Raw genomic sequence first — 15,496 nt, 5'->3', positions numbered from 1 at the left:
TGCCGCGGTTGCGAGCAACAGATGGTTGACGGCGACCCACTCGAGACACAGCGTGATGTCGGTGTCGATGTCATCACGGAATTGAGCGCGGCTGGGTTCGAAGACGCCGACGAGATCGGCCGGGGCGGTTTTGGTGTGGTATACCGGTGCAGTCAGATCGCCGCTGACCGCACGGTGGCAGTCAAGGTTCTCACCGGCGAACTTCAGGAGAATCGGGAGCGTTTCCTGCGCGAGCAACGCGCGATGGGCCGGCTCACCGGTCATCCGAATATCGCCGGCATGCTCGAGATCGGGGAGACCGCAACCGGGCGTCCGTACCTGGTGATGCCCTTTTACTCTCGAGGCTCCCTCGACGCACGCATCCGGCGAGATGGTCCCCTGCCTGTCGCCGGGGTCCTCCACCTCGGAGTGAAGACCGCGGGGGCGCTGGAGACGGCCCATCGGATGGGTGTTCTGCATCGTGATGTCAAACCGGCCAATATCCTGCTGACCGATTACGGCGAGCCGGCGCTGACGGATTTCGGGATCGCCCACTTCGCCGGCGGGTACGAGACGACGTCCGGTGCGATCACAGGCTCGCCCGCCTTCACCGCACCCGAAGTGCTCGGCGGTCAGACTCAGAGTCCCGCCTCGGACGTGTACGGGCTGGGCGCCACATTGTTCTGGGCACTCACCGGGCACGCCGCATTCGAACGCCGCAGCGGCGAACAAATGGTGGCTCAATTCGTGCGGATCACCACCCACCCGATCCCGGACCTGCGTGAGTCCGGCATCCCCGAGGACGTGAGCGCGACCATCGAGGCGGCGATGGCTCGTGACCCGCACGACCGCCCCACCGCAGCAGCGTTGGGTGCGCAGTTGCGGCAGATACAGCGAGACCACGGCTTTTCGGTCGACGAAATGGCGCTGCCGGCCGAGTTCGACGCCGCACAGGAATCTGCCACCGCGTCGCAAGATGCGGTGCCACACAAAGTTACACATTTCCGCGGCGACGGATTGCGGGCAGGGACGGGAAATCTCCCCTTGGAGCTGACCAGCTTCGTCGATCGGAGGACCCCGCAGTCCGAAGTCAGGAACCTGTTGTCCGGCTCGCGTCTGGTGACGCTGACCGGGATCGGGGGCGTAGGCAAGTCACGGCTCGCCTTGCGAGTCGCTCACAACCTGCGGCGGAAATTCAAGAATGGGACATGGCTGATCGAGTTGGGCGACCTGCGTGACGATGAGTCGCTGCCGAATGTCGTGGCTGCCATCTTCGGTCTGTCCGATCACGGCGGTGGATCGACACTCGATACGCTGATCGAGCTACTGGCCCCCCATGAACTGCTCCTCGTATTGGACAACTGCGAACATATGGTGGAGGCGGTCGCACAGCTGGCCGAATCGCTCATGCGAGCCTGCCCGGATGTGCGGATCCTGGCCACCAGTCGCGAGGCCCTGGATATCGAGGGGGAGGCGGTATACCCGCTGCCGCCGCTGGATATACCCGATCCGGCCACCGAGCCGCCGTTGCGGACTGTGGCACGCTACGACGCGGTGACACTCTTCGCAGAGCGGGCAGCCGCGGCAGTGCCCGGGTACGAGGTGAGCGACGACAACAGGTTGTACGCCGCCAGGATCTGTGCACGGCTGGACGGCCTACCGCTGGCGATAGAACTCGCCGCAGCGCGCCTGCGGACGATGTCCGTCGAACAGATCCTGACCCGGCTCAACGACCGCTACGCCCTCCTGACTCGGGGCAGCCGCAGCGCACCCAGGCGGCAGCAGACGATGCACTACAGCATGGACTGGAGCTATGACCTGTGCACACCGGACGAACAGCGGCTGTGGAGTCGACTATCGGTGTTCACCGGCGGGTTCGAACTCGACGCGGCCCTGCAAGTGTGTTCCGCCGACATGACCGAGCCAGATTTGCACGATACGTTGTCGGGCCTGGTGGACAAATCGATCCTCATCCGCAAGGAAGTGGCCGGCTCGGTGCGGTTCCAGATGCTCGAGACGGTCCGCGAATTTGGTCAGGAGAAGGGCGAGGAGTCCGGGGAGTATCCCCTCCTGCGCCGACAGCATCGGGAATGGTGCGAGCAACTGGTACACGAGGCGGATGCCAACTGGATCGGGCCGCACCAGCTGGACTGGGTCGAACGGCTCGAGCGCGAGCTACCTAATCTTTGGAAAGCGCTGGAGTTCAGCCTGACCGCGTCCGAGGACAGTGGGCTGCGGATGGCTACCACCCTGTACTTGTTCTGGCTGTTGCGGGGCAGGACCAGCGAAGGGCGCCGGTGGTACGAACGGGTTCTCGCCCGCCCGTCCGGAGGACGGACGGTGGACCGCGCCAAGGCGCTCTACGCTGCCGGCCTGATGGCAGGGCTTCAGGGTGACGCACAGACCGCCGCCGGCCATGTTAGGGAACTGGCCGCCCTGACCGAGCAAACAACTGACCCGATGGTCCCGGCGCTGCTCGCACACACCCGGGCAAATTATGCCTTCACCTGTGGCGATTGGGATCCGTCCCGGACGGTTGCCGATCTGGAATACGCGCTGCACACCTACGAGCTCTGCGGTGACCGCGGAATGCAGTTGGACGCCCGGAACTCGCTGGGATGGGCCTACGCTCTGCAAGGCGATACCGTCCGAGCCCTCGCCTGCCAGGAGAAGACACTCGACCTCACCGAATCCGCCGGTGAAACGATCTACCGGTCGTGGGCACTGTGGACAACGGGATTCGCCGCGTGGCGCGGCGGTGAGCCCAACCGTGCCACGCGCTCGCTCGCGGAGGGAATTCGATTGGCCCACATGGCCGCCGATCCGCTCGTCGCCACCGGCTGTCTCGACACGCTGGCCTGGATCGCCGCGGAACAACTCGATGCTAAGCGTGCGGCTGTCCTTATGGGCGCGGCGGATACCTTGGGACGCCTTGCGGGCGCGTCCGCTGTTTTTATTCGCGGACTGCCCACCTCTCATGACGAATGCGAGCAGCGCAGCCGCCGAATGCTCGGTGCACGCGCATTCGATGCCGCCCGGCACGAGGGCGCCGCGATGAGTCTCGATGCCGCAGTCGCTTTCGCACTCGGCGAGCAATCCCGAACGACCTCCCTGCCCGATCGTTTGCTTGAGAGCCTAACCGCGCGCGAACGCCAGGTCGCCAACCTCGTCGCCGAAGGACTGACCAACAAGGCAATCGCCGACCGCCTGGTCATTTCGCCACGGACCGCGCAAGGGCACGTCGAACATATCCTCACCAAACTCGGCTTCACCTCGCGCACGCAGATCGCAGCGTGGGCCATAGCCCAGACCCACGACACCGCCGAGTAATCGAATGCTCGAAGGTATCGAGACCATCAGCCGCCGTCGTCCGGACGTTGCGACGGCGCTGCGAGGCGGAAGTTGCGATCAGCCAGGCGACGTCATCGACCGCGTTGCGGCGCTGTACGCAATCTTGGGTCGGTTTACGCGAAACCAGCTCCCTGACTGCGCGTCCCCAGTGGGGAGTTGATGGCTCGACATTCTACCGACCGTCGATGAGCTGGAGAGCCGCCTGGACGGCTGACTTGCACACCTCGTGTGCCTCCCTGGGCAAAACGACCGGATAGCGTAGGCTGTTCGATCTCGGACCGTCGGCCAGCATCGCTGCCAAATCACAGTCGGGCCGACCAGGGCTGAATACGCCTCGAACATCCCTAAATCTTGATAGAGGCCGCCCCTGCGCGTGCAGATGACACGAACTCAATCGGGCTCCAGGGCCACCTCACGACCATCCACATCACCGCAATCAACCAATGGCTCCGACACCAATGAGACGGGCCCAACAGCCCGCCCTCACCACTTCGACACAGGCCTAAGCTCCTACCACCGCCAGCGCCTCCGTCTGTGGCAAGAACTCTGCCCCAGCTCCTTGTTCTCGCTGATGGACAGCTCAACGCCTTATTTTTTGCCGAAGCTCCCCACTTCCCTGAAAAGACAGTCGCGGGGTAGCAGCCCGGTCAGCGGAGGACTACGGTCCGGGTACCGTCCAACGCCACCCGGTTTTCGGTATGCCAGCGGACCGCACGGGCAAGGGCCTGGTTCTCCGCGTCCCGGCCACGGACAGACAACAGCTCGGGGCTGAACGAGTGGTCGACACGGACGAGCTGCTGCTCGATGATCGGGCCCTCATCCAGATCAGCGGTCACGTAATGGGCCGTAGCGCCGACGTACTTCACCCCGCGTGCAAACGCCTGGTGGTAAGGCTTTGCTCCCTTGAAACTAGGCAGCATCGAGTGGTGGATGTTGATCGCCCGGCCCTCGAGATGCTTGCACAGATCGTCGGAGAGGATCTGCATGTACCGAGCCAGCACCACCAGATCCACCCGCCGCTCGGTCACCAGCTCGAGGAGCTTGGCCTCGGCTTCCGGCTTCCCTCCAGCGGGCACTGGCATGTGCACGAAGTCCACCCCGTAGCTCTCGGCCAGCGGGCGCAGGTCTTCATGGTTCGACACCACCGCGACGGCGTCCACGTTGAGATCGTGCACCGAGTTGCGGTACAACAGGTCATTGAGACAGTGCCCCAACTTGCTGACCATGATCACGACTCGCTGCGGGCGAGCGGGATCCACCAGCCGCATGGTCATCCCGAACCGATCGGCGATCGGGGCGAGGTCGGCGCTCAGTTGTTCATGATCGGGCGCCGTGCCGTCCTGCTGCGCAAACTCGACCCGCATGAAGAAATGGCCGCTTATCGGGTCACTGAACTGCTGGCTCTGCAGGATCGTGCAATCACGTCGTTTCAGCACACCCGAGACGGAATACACGATGCCTGGCACGTCAGCACACGACAACATGAGCACTGCGCGGGGAGATTGTGGGGTCACAGGACACTCCTCAAGTGGGGTGGTAATGCGTAAATGTCGACCGTCGTACGGCCGTTCGCCAACTCCGAGATGATCTTGATCTCGTCCTCGTCCCGCTGACGGGCGCGGGCCAGGATGTACTCGGCGTCAGCAGCGGGCAGAACGACCACGCCGTCCTCGTCGCCGACCACCAGGTCACCGGGCTCGATCGTGATCTCGCCGAGCGTGACAGCAGAGTTCAGGGCACCGTCGCTATCGGGGTCCTTGCCAGTGCCCCGGATACAGATCCCGTTGCTGAACACCGGGAAGCCCAGCTCGGCCAGCACGGCCGAGTCGCGGATCCCGCCGTCGATCACCAGGCCGGCGATGCCCCGGGCCATTGCGGCATGGCACATGATCTCGCCCCAGTAGCCATATTCGGCATCTCCGGGCACGGCGACGACGAGCACCGCGCCAGCCGGAGCGGCGGCAAGAGCCCAGTGCAGCCAGAGATTGTCACCAGGCGGGCAACGGACCGGAAAAGCCGGGCCGAGCACCCTCATCGATGGTGAAACCGGCTTGATCCGGGACGGCAACGCCCCGCGCCGCCCCGCCGCCTCGTGGACCGAAGCTGAACCGGCGACACTCATGAAGCCACGTCACTGAAAGCGAAGCCGTGCCCGATCGGCGATGCATAGATCGGCACGTAGTCGACGATTGTCGCCGGGCGCCCTTCGATCATCGAGCCTGCGGTTATCCAACACAGCGACTCGCGCGTCCCGAACTGCGGCCCGCCCGGGCTCTTCAGTCCCGACGTCCCAGGCCCGGCTGTGCTCACGTCCTGACTGGGATCATCGCTGGCGTCGTAGGCATCGAAATACGCCGCCCACCCCTTCATATCACCTTCACGCAGATAGTTCAGACCAGCCTGATCGAACTCCTCGTTCACCCACGACTTCGGCCGACCCGGAGTGTGCCAGAGGCCGCCCGAAGCGATGACCGCGACCGAGATGTCCTCGGGATAGCTGTCCAGAATCGTCCGCAGCGCCTTGCCGAGCCGGTTGACCCGACTGCCGGTCAGCTGCGGGGCGTAGAAGGCGTTGATCAGCACCGGGACGATCGGGATCGTGTAATCCGTGAAGAAGCCGGCCACCTTCATGACTGCATGAGACATTCCGGCCTCGGGCCGGGGCAGGCCGGTCATGAACGCGGGGTCGAAGTCCTGTTCCAACAGTCCATTCAGGACAGCCTGCGCCAGCTCAGGTGCTCCAGGCACGGTGACCATATCGGGCACCGGTGCAGCCGGGTCCGGCGAGCGGCGCACACCAGGCGGGAAGCCGGAGAATTCGGCCCCCACATACACTGCGATCGACGGGTGATTCTCGAAGGTGAAGCACTCCTCCTGGTCATCCCCGATCACTAGGAGGACGTCGGGCTGCCACTCCTCGATCTTGCGGCGCAGCGCGGCAATACCGGCTTGAGTACGCTCCCATTTGACGACCATCTCCTCCTGCGACTCGACCGGCACACCCTCACGATACGAACGGCTGTCACGGCGTTTCGCCCACACATCGGGCGGCAACGTGGTGTAGCCGCTGTGAGACGTGAACACAACCCCTGTCAAGCGGGCCATCACTAACCTTCTTCCTGGTCGCGGGCCACCGCGACGATTTCGAGCTGAATGAGCATGTTCTGGTTGAGCGGTAGGTTCATCGCATGCCTCGCTGGCCGGCTCTCCGGATCGGGGAACAGCGCGATCCACTGCTCGTCCAGCGCCGGCCGGAGACTCCGATCCTCCAGATGCACCGTCATCCGGACGACGTCCTCGGCCGTCACACCGGCCTGGTCGAGGAAGGTCCGCAGGTTGGTGAACGCGAACCCGACCTGGGCCTGGCCGTCGTCCGGGATCTGTCCCGTCGACGGGTCAGAACCGTTGATGGCAGAGGAGAACACCACATTGCCGATGCGTGCACCGCTCGGAATCGGTGCTTTGTGTGGTGCGCCCGGGATCTCGATCGACCGTCGCCGCTCGGTGCTCACGCCGACCTCCCCGCGTCATAACTGGGAATACCGTCGATATCGAACTTTGCGTTCGGGGGTAGGTCCAGGTACGGGAAACGGGTGACCGTGGCACGGACCGGGATCTGTCGGGTTTCGGGCTCGCCCCAGATGACGGTCACCTCACTACCGATCTCGGTGAAGGCAGGGTCCAGAAATCCCAGCGAGATCATCTTCTTGTAGTGCAGCGTGTACAGGCGCCCCGCCGACTTCCCGATCAGGTTGCCGACGCCGTCCACGACCTTGTCCTGGAAATTCCCGGACGGGGAGTCGAGAAGGTTCTGCGGGAACTGCATATGGGGGGCGACACCGGGAGTGTCGTCGAAATACGTCTTCACGACTTCGAGAAGGTCGTGAGGATCCCATTCCAGGGTCACCACTTTGCGGGTTTGTGGATTGTCCCGAATGGACAGTAGAGCCTCGCGCCCGACGAACTCGTGCTCCCAGTTGATGGACCGTCCCCAGCCGGCCTCGAACGGGTTGAGCCGGTAGGCGGGCCGCCCTTGGTCCTTCAAGCTTCCGCGTAGCTCCGCTGTGTACACGTCGCCACCGTCGATGGCGTGGTTATGACCGTCGAGATAGGCCCGAACGGCGGGATCACTCCAATCCGACATGAAATGCAATCCCTGCTGCGGGTATCCGTTCTCGGTGTGGTTGCTCATGTAGGCGAGTCGGCCCAGGACCCGCAGCCCGAACTGCTGACCGACGCGCACAATCTCGTCGAAGAGCTCCGTGACGTGCTCGAGGCTGTAGGCATGTATCTCGTAGGACAGCGTGCCGGCCATGCCCATCCGGACTACCCTCACCGGATGGCCCAGGATGTGCGCCGTCCTGAACCGCATGAACCGAAGGTCATGTAAGTCCTCGCAGGCGGCATGCTCGAGCACTTCGAGCGATCGGGGCCCGCCGAGCTGGAAGATCAGCCCCTGCGAGGAGTGCGGCTCGAACGGCTCCACGTCGAAGCGGCCGGACTCGGCGTACATCGAGACGAACGGCTGGCGCACATTCATCTCGAAGGTGTCTTCGGCGAGCCGCAGGCACATTCCGTCGGCGCCGATATTGCCTGCCGGCGAACACGTCACGACGTGCTTCGCCGCTCCCACCGGGAACTTCTCCAGCGCGAAGTTGTTGACGAATGCGTAGCTCAGCAACGCTTCGGCGCCGGGTCCGCGCAAGATAACATTCTTGCCGGTCCCGGACAGCATCGTGTGCAGGTAGCAATCTTGTTTCCAGGACAGGCTTTCGTTCTCCCAGCCGGTGATCTCGTACGGCAACATAACGCCGGACAACCCGCCACGGCTGACGTAGTTGTTAACCGCTGGGTTGTAGGGCATCGCCGGCGTATGGGCGAACCGGATGTCGCGCTTCATGGTGTCCTTCCTCTTCCGTCAAGCCGTTTGCCGCAGTGCGCTGACAAGGCGCGGGAACACCGCGAACTGGTTGTCGTGCATCAGGCGAACTCGCTCGGAGTCGTCGAGAAAGTCGAAGCTTTCGAGCACGGCGACCAGGTCATCGCTCGGACGGTTCGTGGTGGTGTTAAGGATCGAGCTGCCCGAACCCGGCACTTCGCTGCCGAACACCATGCGCTCGACGCCGTACTGACGGATCGCGCCACGCAGGAAGATCGGGTCGTAGGCGCAGGTGTCGACGTAGAGATTGCCGGTCAGATCCCGGGGAGCCTTGTGTTCGGCTCGGCTGACCGGCATCGTTGCCGAACCCCCGTGGGTGCTCCCCGTGGCCGGTCCGTGCTCCAGCATCCGCCGCAGCGCACCGCCGCAATGGCACACCACGACCCGTAACGCGGGGAACCGGTCGAACACGTCGCTGTGCTGCAGCAACAACATCGCCAAGGTCTCCTCAGCGAGGTTGTTGTACTGGTAGCTGTGCGGAATGATGTCCAGCCGCGGGTCCCGGCTGCTTGATGGGTGCACGATCAGGGTTATCTGCTGGTCCGCCGCCATTTCGTACAACGGAAACCAGTACGGGTCGTTCATCCCCGGAGCTGCTCGGTCGCCGCCCGGGTCCGGGTTGACCAGAGCAGCCACGAATCCCAGCTCGTCCACACAACGGGCCAGCTCCGTCAGGAGGTGCGACGTATCGCGTTCCTGGTTCTGCGGAAGCTGCGCTACTCCGACGAAACGGCCGGGCGCGAGGCTGCACTGCTGGGCGATGACATCGTTAGTCGTCTGCGTCCACGCCTCGACCAGATATGGCCGCTCCCAGTGCATCATCGCCACCGGTCGCGGCGACAGTAGCTGCACGTCGATCCGGCGCTCGTCGAGCGCGGCCAGATGCCCCTGGATCGCTTCGGACATGCGATCGTCCGATATCGACAGCGAGCCGAAACCGGACGCAGTCCGCAGCGCCAGGATGTTGTACGCATACGCGCGGAACTCCGGCGGGGTGGACATGTGCCCGTGAGCATCTATGACAATCTTGCCGTGGTACATGGGAGCCTTTCGTCGGATGAGGTCATCGTCGGGTCTGCAAGGAGTGGTAGCCGTGTCGTTTTCGGGCCTCGTCGAGACGCAGGCCGCCTTCGACCGCATCTGCGTGGATCGCCTGCTCCGCCTTCTCAATGGAGACTGCCAAGTCGGTGATCTCGGTGACCCGTTCGGCGGGGAGCACCAGCAACCCGTCGTCATCGCCCACGACGAGATCCCCGGGGCGGACCAGAAGATCGCCGAGCACCACGGGAACTTGCACCGCGGACGCCCGCACTCGGTCCTTACCGGTACGCATCCACCGCCCTCGCGTGAAAAGCGGGTAACCGATTGCCGCGGCGCGAGGCGTGTCACGGCAGACGCCGTCGATCGCGGTGCCCGCGATCCTGCGCTTGACTGCAATCTCGGACAACAGTCCCCCCCAGACAGTCACGTCGGTACGGGCATGGTTGGCCAGGACGACGAACGCGCCGGCTTCCACGTCGTCGATGTAGTCACCCACAGTGCCGCCCTCGGTTCCGACCGGCTGATACTGGACGGTGAACGCCGGGCCCACCACAGTGCCGGAGCCGGTGATCCTCATGATCGAACTCGCCTGCCCAACAATGCCGAGCTTGTCGAGCGCGTCCGAGATCGTCGGCGTGGACAGCGACAGGAGCGACCCGAAATCGAGCGCGCTCATCGGTCAGCGCTCAGCATGCGCTCGTACTCGCCGGTCAGCACCTCGGTCACATCGGCGCCGTTCCGCAGTCTCGTTGCCATGTTTTCCTCTTTCACATAGATCTCCTCAGCCCGGCTCAGCACCTCGGCAGCCCGGTCAAGTGGGACAAAGACCACCCCCGATCGATCAGCGATCACGAGGTCTCCTGGGCTTACGGTGACCTCCTCGAACACCAAGGGTGTGTTGGTCGAGACCTCAACGGTCCGGGAACGCGCGGTGCGCGGGGTCGCAGAATGCGCGAAGACCGGTAGCCTCGCCGCCTCGATGTCATCGACGTCACGACACGCGCCGTAGACAACGACACCGCCGACCTGCCGGAGCGTCGCAGCCAGCGACAGCAGTCCGCCCCAGCCGGCCGATGCTCCCGCACCGGCACGGTTGTCCACCACGATCACGTCTCCGGGCCGCGCCGCGGCGAGCGACTTGGCGCCTAGGTGCCGGTTCGACGTAGCCGGACCGGTCGGCGCGGAGCCGAGTTCAAGCGTCTGGACGCGACCGACGAGGCGCGGGCATCGCCACACCGGTGCGATTCCAGAGATCGCGCCCGGGAGTCCGAGGGCATCCAGTGCGTCGGAGATCGTGGGGGTGTCGAACCGGGCGAGCCACGGCACTGGGTCGTTCATATGCGCATTTTCGGACCGAGACCGGCGCGGCATCGAGAGGTAGTCTCATGGGACGAGACCTGCCGAGGGCGGTTGGAAGGCACGAAACGAGGACAAGACATGTCGGAGCAACGAGACAGCATGCTCGCGAAAGCCGTTCACCTATTGCAGGCATTCCGGCCGCATGGCCAGACGTTGACCCTGACGCTGCTCGTCGCGAAGACCGGACTATCAAAGGCGACAGTGCACCGGCTCGCCGAGGAGCTGGTCGAGCTGGGGCTGCTCGAACGACGCCCGATCGGATACCGCCCAGGAATCGGCCTGTTCGAACTCGGCGAACTCGTCCATACCAAGAGCAATATGCGTACCGTCGCGCTGCCCTTCATGGAAGACCTCTACGAAACCACCCGTGCAACAGTGCATCTCGCGGTCCCAGACGGCAAGGAAGTGGTATACGCGGAAAAGCTCCAAGGTCACAACAGTATCGAAATCCCGACCCGCGTCGGCGGGCGGCTGCCGATGACGTGCACCGCCGGCGGCAAGGCGCTGCTGGCGCATGCGGATGCCGCGACACTGAAAAGCGTGCTGTCACACCCACTGCGCAGGCTCACCAACCAGTCAGTGACCGATCCAAACGTGCTTCACGAGCAGCTCTCCCAGATCCGGGCCACTGGACTCGCGAAGGACCATGAAGGAACCACACTGGGCGCCAGCTGTCTCGCCGTCCCGATCTTCGTGGAAGGCATCGCGCGCGGAGCGTTGTCGGTGAGCATGCCGTCCGACCAACTCGTCGAACCCAACCTTGCACCAGCGCTGCGCGCTGTCGGGTTCGCGTTCGCCCGCGCCATGTACGAGGCCAAGCTGCGCTATCTTGAAGGGCCGTACGGTCAGCTCATCGCCGGTGGTGGACGGTCCCGCGTCGTGAGACCAACTGCTCTGCCGCCCACAGGCGAGCAAGATGATTGAATTTTCGCGCCCCAGACGAGAGCGGCTACTCCAAATTGATCGAGCGCTGTGCGGCATTCAGCCGGGTGCCACCAGCCACGCTTCGCTCCCCCGGATGTTCCGCGGAGACTCCGCCGACAAAGGTTTCGTCGAAGGCATCCGCCCGATCAGCAGGATTACTGCTGCATGAGCGCAGCGAATGATGTCAATCGTCCACTACGCCAACCTAATTCGATGGTCTTGAACCTCCCGAGGGCCGTTGGATCCAGCAGGATCCGCTGCATCCCGAACGGCGAGAGGTGGTCGCGGTCCACATAGACGCAGCAGAGCAGCAAGCCAGGACAAGGCTTTACTGGACATCGACCGCACAGGCGCGGGACCACGCTTTCACCCGAGGTTGCAACGCAGCTCGGCATGGGCCGTGGACGATGGGCGGATACCGATCCTCGAAGACACTGCGATCCGGCTGACCGTGGAGCAACCGCCTTGTCGAGGGGTCAACAAACCGGTGTGGTTGTGTGGTCCCACGTCGGCGCCTTAAGCACAGATATCGGCCGCTGCTCGCGAATGTCCCTACGGCGCTTCGATATCGAGTCCGAAAGCAGGGTGTTCGACTGGGTGACTGAGGCCGAGCTGGCTCAGCTCGGGTCGATCAGCTACCGGACGCTCCGGGTCCGCGACACCTATTCAGATCGCAGGGTCACTACCGCAGCCGGCGCTACGGTGTGGCTCAGCTGGTCGAGGCTCGACGGTCTCGGAAGAGTCGGCCTTGCGCCGTACTCTGTGATAATCACATTGATCCGCGAGGCGCCGGCGTCCACGTCATCGTCCGAGGGTGGTCGAACACCTGCCGCAGTTGCCCGGACGCACGGACCAGAGTTCGCACACCTTCCGGCTCGATGCGAGATCTGTAGGCCTCCCAAACTTCACCGCCCACCGGGGCGCGGAGTTCCTTGCAGTCGGCAGCCGGCGGATAGGGCCTGCTGCGGCTTTTGCCGCGAACGACGACATTCACCAGGGCGACCGTTTTTTCGACCAACCCAATGTGTGACTGTCCAACCGCACTTGATCACACCACAGGCATGATCGGCAGCTTCTCGGCAATGATTCGCGCAGCCGCTCATTCTTACCGACCGAAGCCAGCCTCGACACCATCCGAGCTACTGCGCGCAGCGGTAACTCCTTTCGCTCCGGTTTTCCTCCGGATGTCTCCCGATGCCCTTTTCAGCAGCTGCCACCACATTGCGGAAGAGCATCGCAACGGTCATCGGGCCGACGCCGCCCACTCGCGGAGTAATGGCCCCGGCCACAGCCTCGCATGCTTCGTCTACATCGGGCAGTAACGTCCGGCCCGAATAGCGCACCCCAGCGCCGATCACGGTCGCTCCCAGGGTGATGTGCTCGGGCTGAAGGATTCCTGGAACACCGGCCGCGGCAATCACGATCTCGGCCCGTTTCGTATAGCGTGCCCAGTCGCTTACCCCGGTGTGCACCAGCGTGACTGCCGCGTTCGCAGTCGGACGTTTCTGTGCGAGCAGCATCGCCAGCGGGCGGCCCAGTGTGACACCCCGTCCAAGGATCACTACCTCGCGTCCCGCTACCGGGATCTGGTAAAAGGCCAGCATTTCCTCGATCGCGGCGGGCGTGCACGGCAGCGGCCCGGGCGCCCCGATCGCGAGGCGGCCCATGTTCACCGGGTGCAGGCCGTCCACGTCCATGTCGGGATCCAGTTCGGCCAGCGCCGCGTCGTAGTCGAGGTGGTCCGGGATCGGGTACTGGACGAGCAGGCCGTGCACGTCAGGATCCGCGTTGTAGCCACGAATCACCTCGACGAGTCGCTCCTGCGTAGTGTTCGCGGCCAGGTGAGTATGCGGAGAGGCAATACCCACGCCCCCTGCCTGCTCCTGCTTGATCCGGATGTAACCCGCTGAAGCAGAGTCATCGCCCACCAGCACAGTGGCCAGTCCGGGCACAGTCCCGCGGTCGCGTAAAGCTTGCACGCGTTCCTTGACCTCACCCAGAATGTGGTCCGCTACCGGTTTTCCCGGCAACATTCGAGCAGTCACCAAACTACGTCCTCTGCTGAGGTACGGGACGGGTTCCGTTTAGCTCGCAACGCCAGACTCGGTTTTCTGGTAGTGGGAAGCGATCTCGTCGCTGGTGGTAACCCAGACATCCGGGTGTTCCGCGATGGCACGCAGGACCCGCTCGAAGTACTTGAACCGGAACGGCACCCCCACGGAATAGGGATGAACCGGCAGCGCAAGCACCCCGCCGCCCTCCCGAAGCAACACGTCCAAGTGGTCGAGGACGATCTCTTCGTACTCGCGCGGCGTTGTCGAATGCAAAAGAAAGAGACCCAGATCGTTGATATCCATGCTGTACGGCACCGAATACATGCCCGGTTCGCGCAGCGCGAAGGGACGGTCGTCACTGACCCAGTCGAGAACGTAGTCGAATCCACGTTCCCGCAACAACTTCGGCGATTCGAAGGTCTCTGTCAGGCCAGGACCCAGCCAGCCACGCAATGCGATGCCGGCCGAGCCGAACGTCGCGACGATATCGTCCAGGACCGCGGCCTCTTCACCCTCGCCGAACCCGTTGTGCATTACCGAGTTCGTCTGTCCGTGGCCGAGCCAGGCCCAGTCGCGCTGCTTCCCCGCCTTGATGATCTGAGGATACTGGGTAACCACCTCGGAGTTGGTGATCGCGCTGGCCCTGACTCCGCAATCATCCATGAGATCGATCATCCGCCAGATCCCGACACGCGTCCCATACTCGTACCAGCCCAGCTGCTTCGGATAGGGGTACGGCGAAATGTCTTGTCGGGTGGCGTAGTTACGCGGTCCTCCACCATCGGTCAGGTTGGGATGGAAGTACTCGATATTGAGTCCAAGGTAGAAAGCGACTCGTTTGCCGTCCGGCCACTGCACCGGTTGGCGCTCGGTGATCGGCGTGTAGTCATAGATTTCGTTGGTCATACCGTGCTCCCTTTCAAGCCTCGGGCTGGTCGAGATAGGCGGTTGTCTCGGCGAGGCTCACCACGTCGGCATACTTCATGTGCAGATCGAACAACGTGACCAAGTGTGAGATCTTGCTGCGATCTGCCACGCATTCGAAGGGAATAACGACGTGGTAATTGTGCTGGAACGCGTCCAAAGCAGTTGCCCGCACGCAGCCGCTGGTCGAGATGCCTACCACGATGACAGTGTCGACCTCCGCCTGAACGAGGTACGTGGCCAACGGCGTGCCGAAGAACCCGCTCGGTTTCATTCCTTTGTGGACGATTATTTCCCCGGCCTCGGGGGAAAGCGCCGCTACAATCGCGCCCCCCGCGGACCGGACGAACCCGGTACCAGGCTCCGTCCGGGCCGGTACCTTCCACCGTCCTCGTTCGATTGGGGAAATCATGTAATTGGGATCGCTCCACAGCGCCGTGAAGAACACTGGAATCCGTCGCTGCCTGGCGACCTGCAGGAGGCTCTGAATAGCTGCCACGGCCCGAGTCCCGCCAGCGTCGCCGTCTCGATCAGCGCCCTCGACACAATGCTCTGTCATGTCCACCACGACCAAGGCCGGGCGACTGCCAGCGTTCATCGGTCGCTCGGCCTGCTCGGCGCCCAGTGGAAAGGACGCGACGTCTGAATCCGGGATGACATCGATCCACGGTTTTCGGTCCATTTCAGGCAACTCCAGTTGTGCGACTCGGTGTTTGAGGCAGACTTCTGATACCAGGCAAGCGTGTCCAGTTCGGCGATACCCCGGAGCAAACCGCCGCCGTCAATGCCGTGACCCCCCTCCATGACGGGAGAGGGGAGTCTCGGCTGCGGTACTCGAGCCCCGGTTGTTCGTGCTGAACTGTTCGGTGATTCCGCGCACGGAATAAGCGCGCAGCCCATGTAGAACGAGGATCGTGAACCGCTC

At 63.7% G+C, this 15,496-nt stretch carries 14 protein-coding genes; 3 read left to right on the top strand and 11 right to left on the bottom strand.

The genetic code is table 11. The annotated features are described in order from the left end of the window. Positions 1-21: 21 nt before the first annotated feature. Positions 22-3,309 carry a protein kinase domain-containing protein gene (locus ACWEQQ_RS04995; RefSeq protein ID WP_452347196.1) on the top strand — a complete coding sequence of 1,096 codons (3,288 nt, stop codon included), beginning with the start codon at positions 22-24 and terminating at the stop codon, positions 3,307-3,309. Between the two features lie 668 nt (positions 3,310-3,977). Here the strand turns inward: ACWEQQ_RS04995 and purU are convergent. From purU to ACWEQQ_RS04955, 8 genes are read right to left on the bottom strand one after another with little or no spacing between them, the layout of a single operon-like run. Continuing rightward, a complete protein-coding gene (gene purU / locus ACWEQQ_RS04990; protein ID WP_452347426.1) occupies positions 3,978-4,820 on the bottom strand; it encodes a formyltetrahydrofolate deformylase in 843 nt (280 codons plus the stop codon). 20 nt (positions 4,821-4,840) lie between these two features. Beyond that, positions 4,841-5,452, bottom strand: coding sequence for a 4-carboxy-4-hydroxy-2-oxoadipate aldolase/oxaloacetate decarboxylase (locus ACWEQQ_RS04985; protein ID WP_452347195.1), 612 nt, complete (start codon positions 5,450-5,452; stop codon positions 4,841-4,843). Next, positions 5,449-6,435: a DODA-type extradiol aromatic ring-opening family dioxygenase gene (locus tag ACWEQQ_RS04980; protein WP_452347194.1), complete on the bottom strand. Its 987-nt coding sequence runs from the start codon at positions 6,433-6,435 to the stop codon at positions 5,449-5,451. Before ACWEQQ_RS04980 ends, ACWEQQ_RS04985 begins: the two co-directional genes overlap by 4 nt. 2 nt (positions 6,436-6,437) lie before the next feature. Further along, positions 6,438-6,842 carry a RidA family protein gene (locus ACWEQQ_RS04975; RefSeq protein ID WP_452347193.1) on the bottom strand — a complete coding sequence of 135 codons (405 nt, stop codon included), beginning with the start codon at positions 6,840-6,842 and terminating at the stop codon, positions 6,438-6,440. Next, complete coding sequence (locus tag ACWEQQ_RS04970; protein WP_452347192.1) at positions 6,839-8,230, bottom strand: hypothetical protein; 1,392 nt, start codon at positions 8,228-8,230, stop codon at positions 6,839-6,841. The genes ACWEQQ_RS04975 and ACWEQQ_RS04970 overlap by 4 nt, the downstream gene beginning before the upstream one ends. A gap of 18 nt (positions 8,231-8,248) precedes the next feature. Next, positions 8,249-9,310: an amidohydrolase family protein gene (locus tag ACWEQQ_RS04965; protein ID WP_452347191.1), complete on the bottom strand. Its 1,062-nt coding sequence runs from the start codon at positions 9,308-9,310 to the stop codon at positions 8,249-8,251. A 22-nt stretch (positions 9,311-9,332) separates the two neighbouring features. Further along, positions 9,333-9,986, bottom strand: a complete 654-nt coding sequence (locus ACWEQQ_RS04960; RefSeq protein WP_452347190.1) for an RraA family protein — start codon at positions 9,984-9,986, stop codon at positions 9,333-9,335. Further along, positions 9,983-10,648, bottom strand: a complete 666-nt coding sequence (locus ACWEQQ_RS04955) for an RraA family protein (protein ID WP_452347189.1) — start codon at positions 10,646-10,648, stop codon at positions 9,983-9,985. Before ACWEQQ_RS04955 ends, ACWEQQ_RS04960 begins: the two co-directional genes overlap by 4 nt. A 99-nt stretch (positions 10,649-10,747) precedes the next feature. Between ACWEQQ_RS04955 and ACWEQQ_RS04950 the strand changes: the two genes are divergently transcribed. Both ACWEQQ_RS04950 and ACWEQQ_RS04945 read left to right on the top strand, forming a co-directional pair. Next, positions 10,748-11,593 carry an IclR family transcriptional regulator gene (locus tag ACWEQQ_RS04950; protein WP_452347188.1) on the top strand — a complete coding sequence of 282 codons (846 nt, stop codon included), beginning with the start codon at positions 10,748-10,750 and terminating at the stop codon, positions 11,591-11,593. 814 nt (positions 11,594-12,407) lie between these two features. Continuing rightward, on the top strand, positions 12,408-12,623 hold the full coding sequence (locus tag ACWEQQ_RS04945; protein ID WP_452347187.1) for a hypothetical protein: 216 nt from the start codon (positions 12,408-12,410) through the stop codon (positions 12,621-12,623). A 109-nt stretch (positions 12,624-12,732) separates the two neighbouring features. On the opposite strand, the gene ACWEQQ_RS04940 is transcribed toward ACWEQQ_RS04945, so the two are convergent. The 3 genes from ACWEQQ_RS04940 to ACWEQQ_RS04930 are packed head-to-tail and all read right to left on the bottom strand — an operon-like array spanning position 12,733 to position 15,253. Next, positions 12,733-13,638, bottom strand: a complete 906-nt coding sequence (locus ACWEQQ_RS04940; RefSeq protein ID WP_452347186.1) for a bifunctional 5,10-methylenetetrahydrofolate dehydrogenase/5,10-methenyltetrahydrofolate cyclohydrolase — start codon at positions 13,636-13,638, stop codon at positions 12,733-12,735. A gap of 39 nt (positions 13,639-13,677) precedes the next feature. After that, entirely contained in the window at positions 13,678-14,553 is an 876-nt protein-coding gene (locus ACWEQQ_RS04935; RefSeq protein ID WP_452347185.1) for a polysaccharide deacetylase family protein, read from the bottom strand. Between the two features lie 13 nt (positions 14,554-14,566). Beyond that, entirely contained in the window at positions 14,567-15,253 is a 687-nt protein-coding gene (locus ACWEQQ_RS04930) for an isochorismatase family protein (protein ID WP_452347184.1), read from the bottom strand. Positions 15,254-15,496 lie beyond the last annotated feature (243 nt).

It is taken from the genome of Nocardia sp. NPDC004123 (assembly GCF_053603795.1).
This window is presented reverse-complemented; position numbering and strand designations above follow the sequence as displayed.

Bases quoted from the DNA above. Each gene is read 5' to 3' on its own strand.
- ACWEQQ_RS04995 (WP_452347196.1), top strand. From the start codon at position 22: ATGGTTGACGGCGACCCACTCGAGACACAGCGTGATGTCGGTGTCGAT.
- ACWEQQ_RS04985 (WP_452347195.1), bottom strand. From the start codon at position 5,452: ATGAGTGTCGCCGGTTCAGCTTCGGTCCACGAGGCGGCGGGGCGGCGC.
- ACWEQQ_RS04980 (WP_452347194.1), bottom strand. From the start codon at position 6,435: ATGGCCCGCTTGACAGGGGTTGTGTTCACGTCTCACAGCGGCTACACC.
- ACWEQQ_RS04970 (WP_452347192.1), bottom strand. From the start codon at position 8,230: ATGAAGCGCGACATCCGGTTCGCCCATACGCCGGCGATGCCCTACAAC.
- ACWEQQ_RS04965 (WP_452347191.1), bottom strand. From the start codon at position 9,310: ATGTACCACGGCAAGATTGTCATAGATGCTCACGGGCACATGTCCACC.
- ACWEQQ_RS04960 (WP_452347190.1), bottom strand. From the start codon at position 9,986: ATGAGCGCGCTCGATTTCGGGTCGCTCCTGTCGCTGTCCACGCCGACG.
- ACWEQQ_RS04955 (WP_452347189.1), bottom strand. From the start codon at position 10,648: ATGAACGACCCAGTGCCGTGGCTCGCCCGGTTCGACACCCCCACGATC.
- ACWEQQ_RS04950 (WP_452347188.1), top strand. From the start codon at position 10,748: ATGTCGGAGCAACGAGACAGCATGCTCGCGAAAGCCGTTCACCTATTG.
- ACWEQQ_RS04935 (WP_452347185.1), bottom strand. From the start codon at position 14,553: ATGACCAACGAAATCTATGACTACACGCCGATCACCGAGCGCCAACCG.
- ACWEQQ_RS04930 (WP_452347184.1), bottom strand. From the start codon at position 15,253: ATGGACCGAAAACCGTGGATCGATGTCATCCCGGATTCAGACGTCGCG.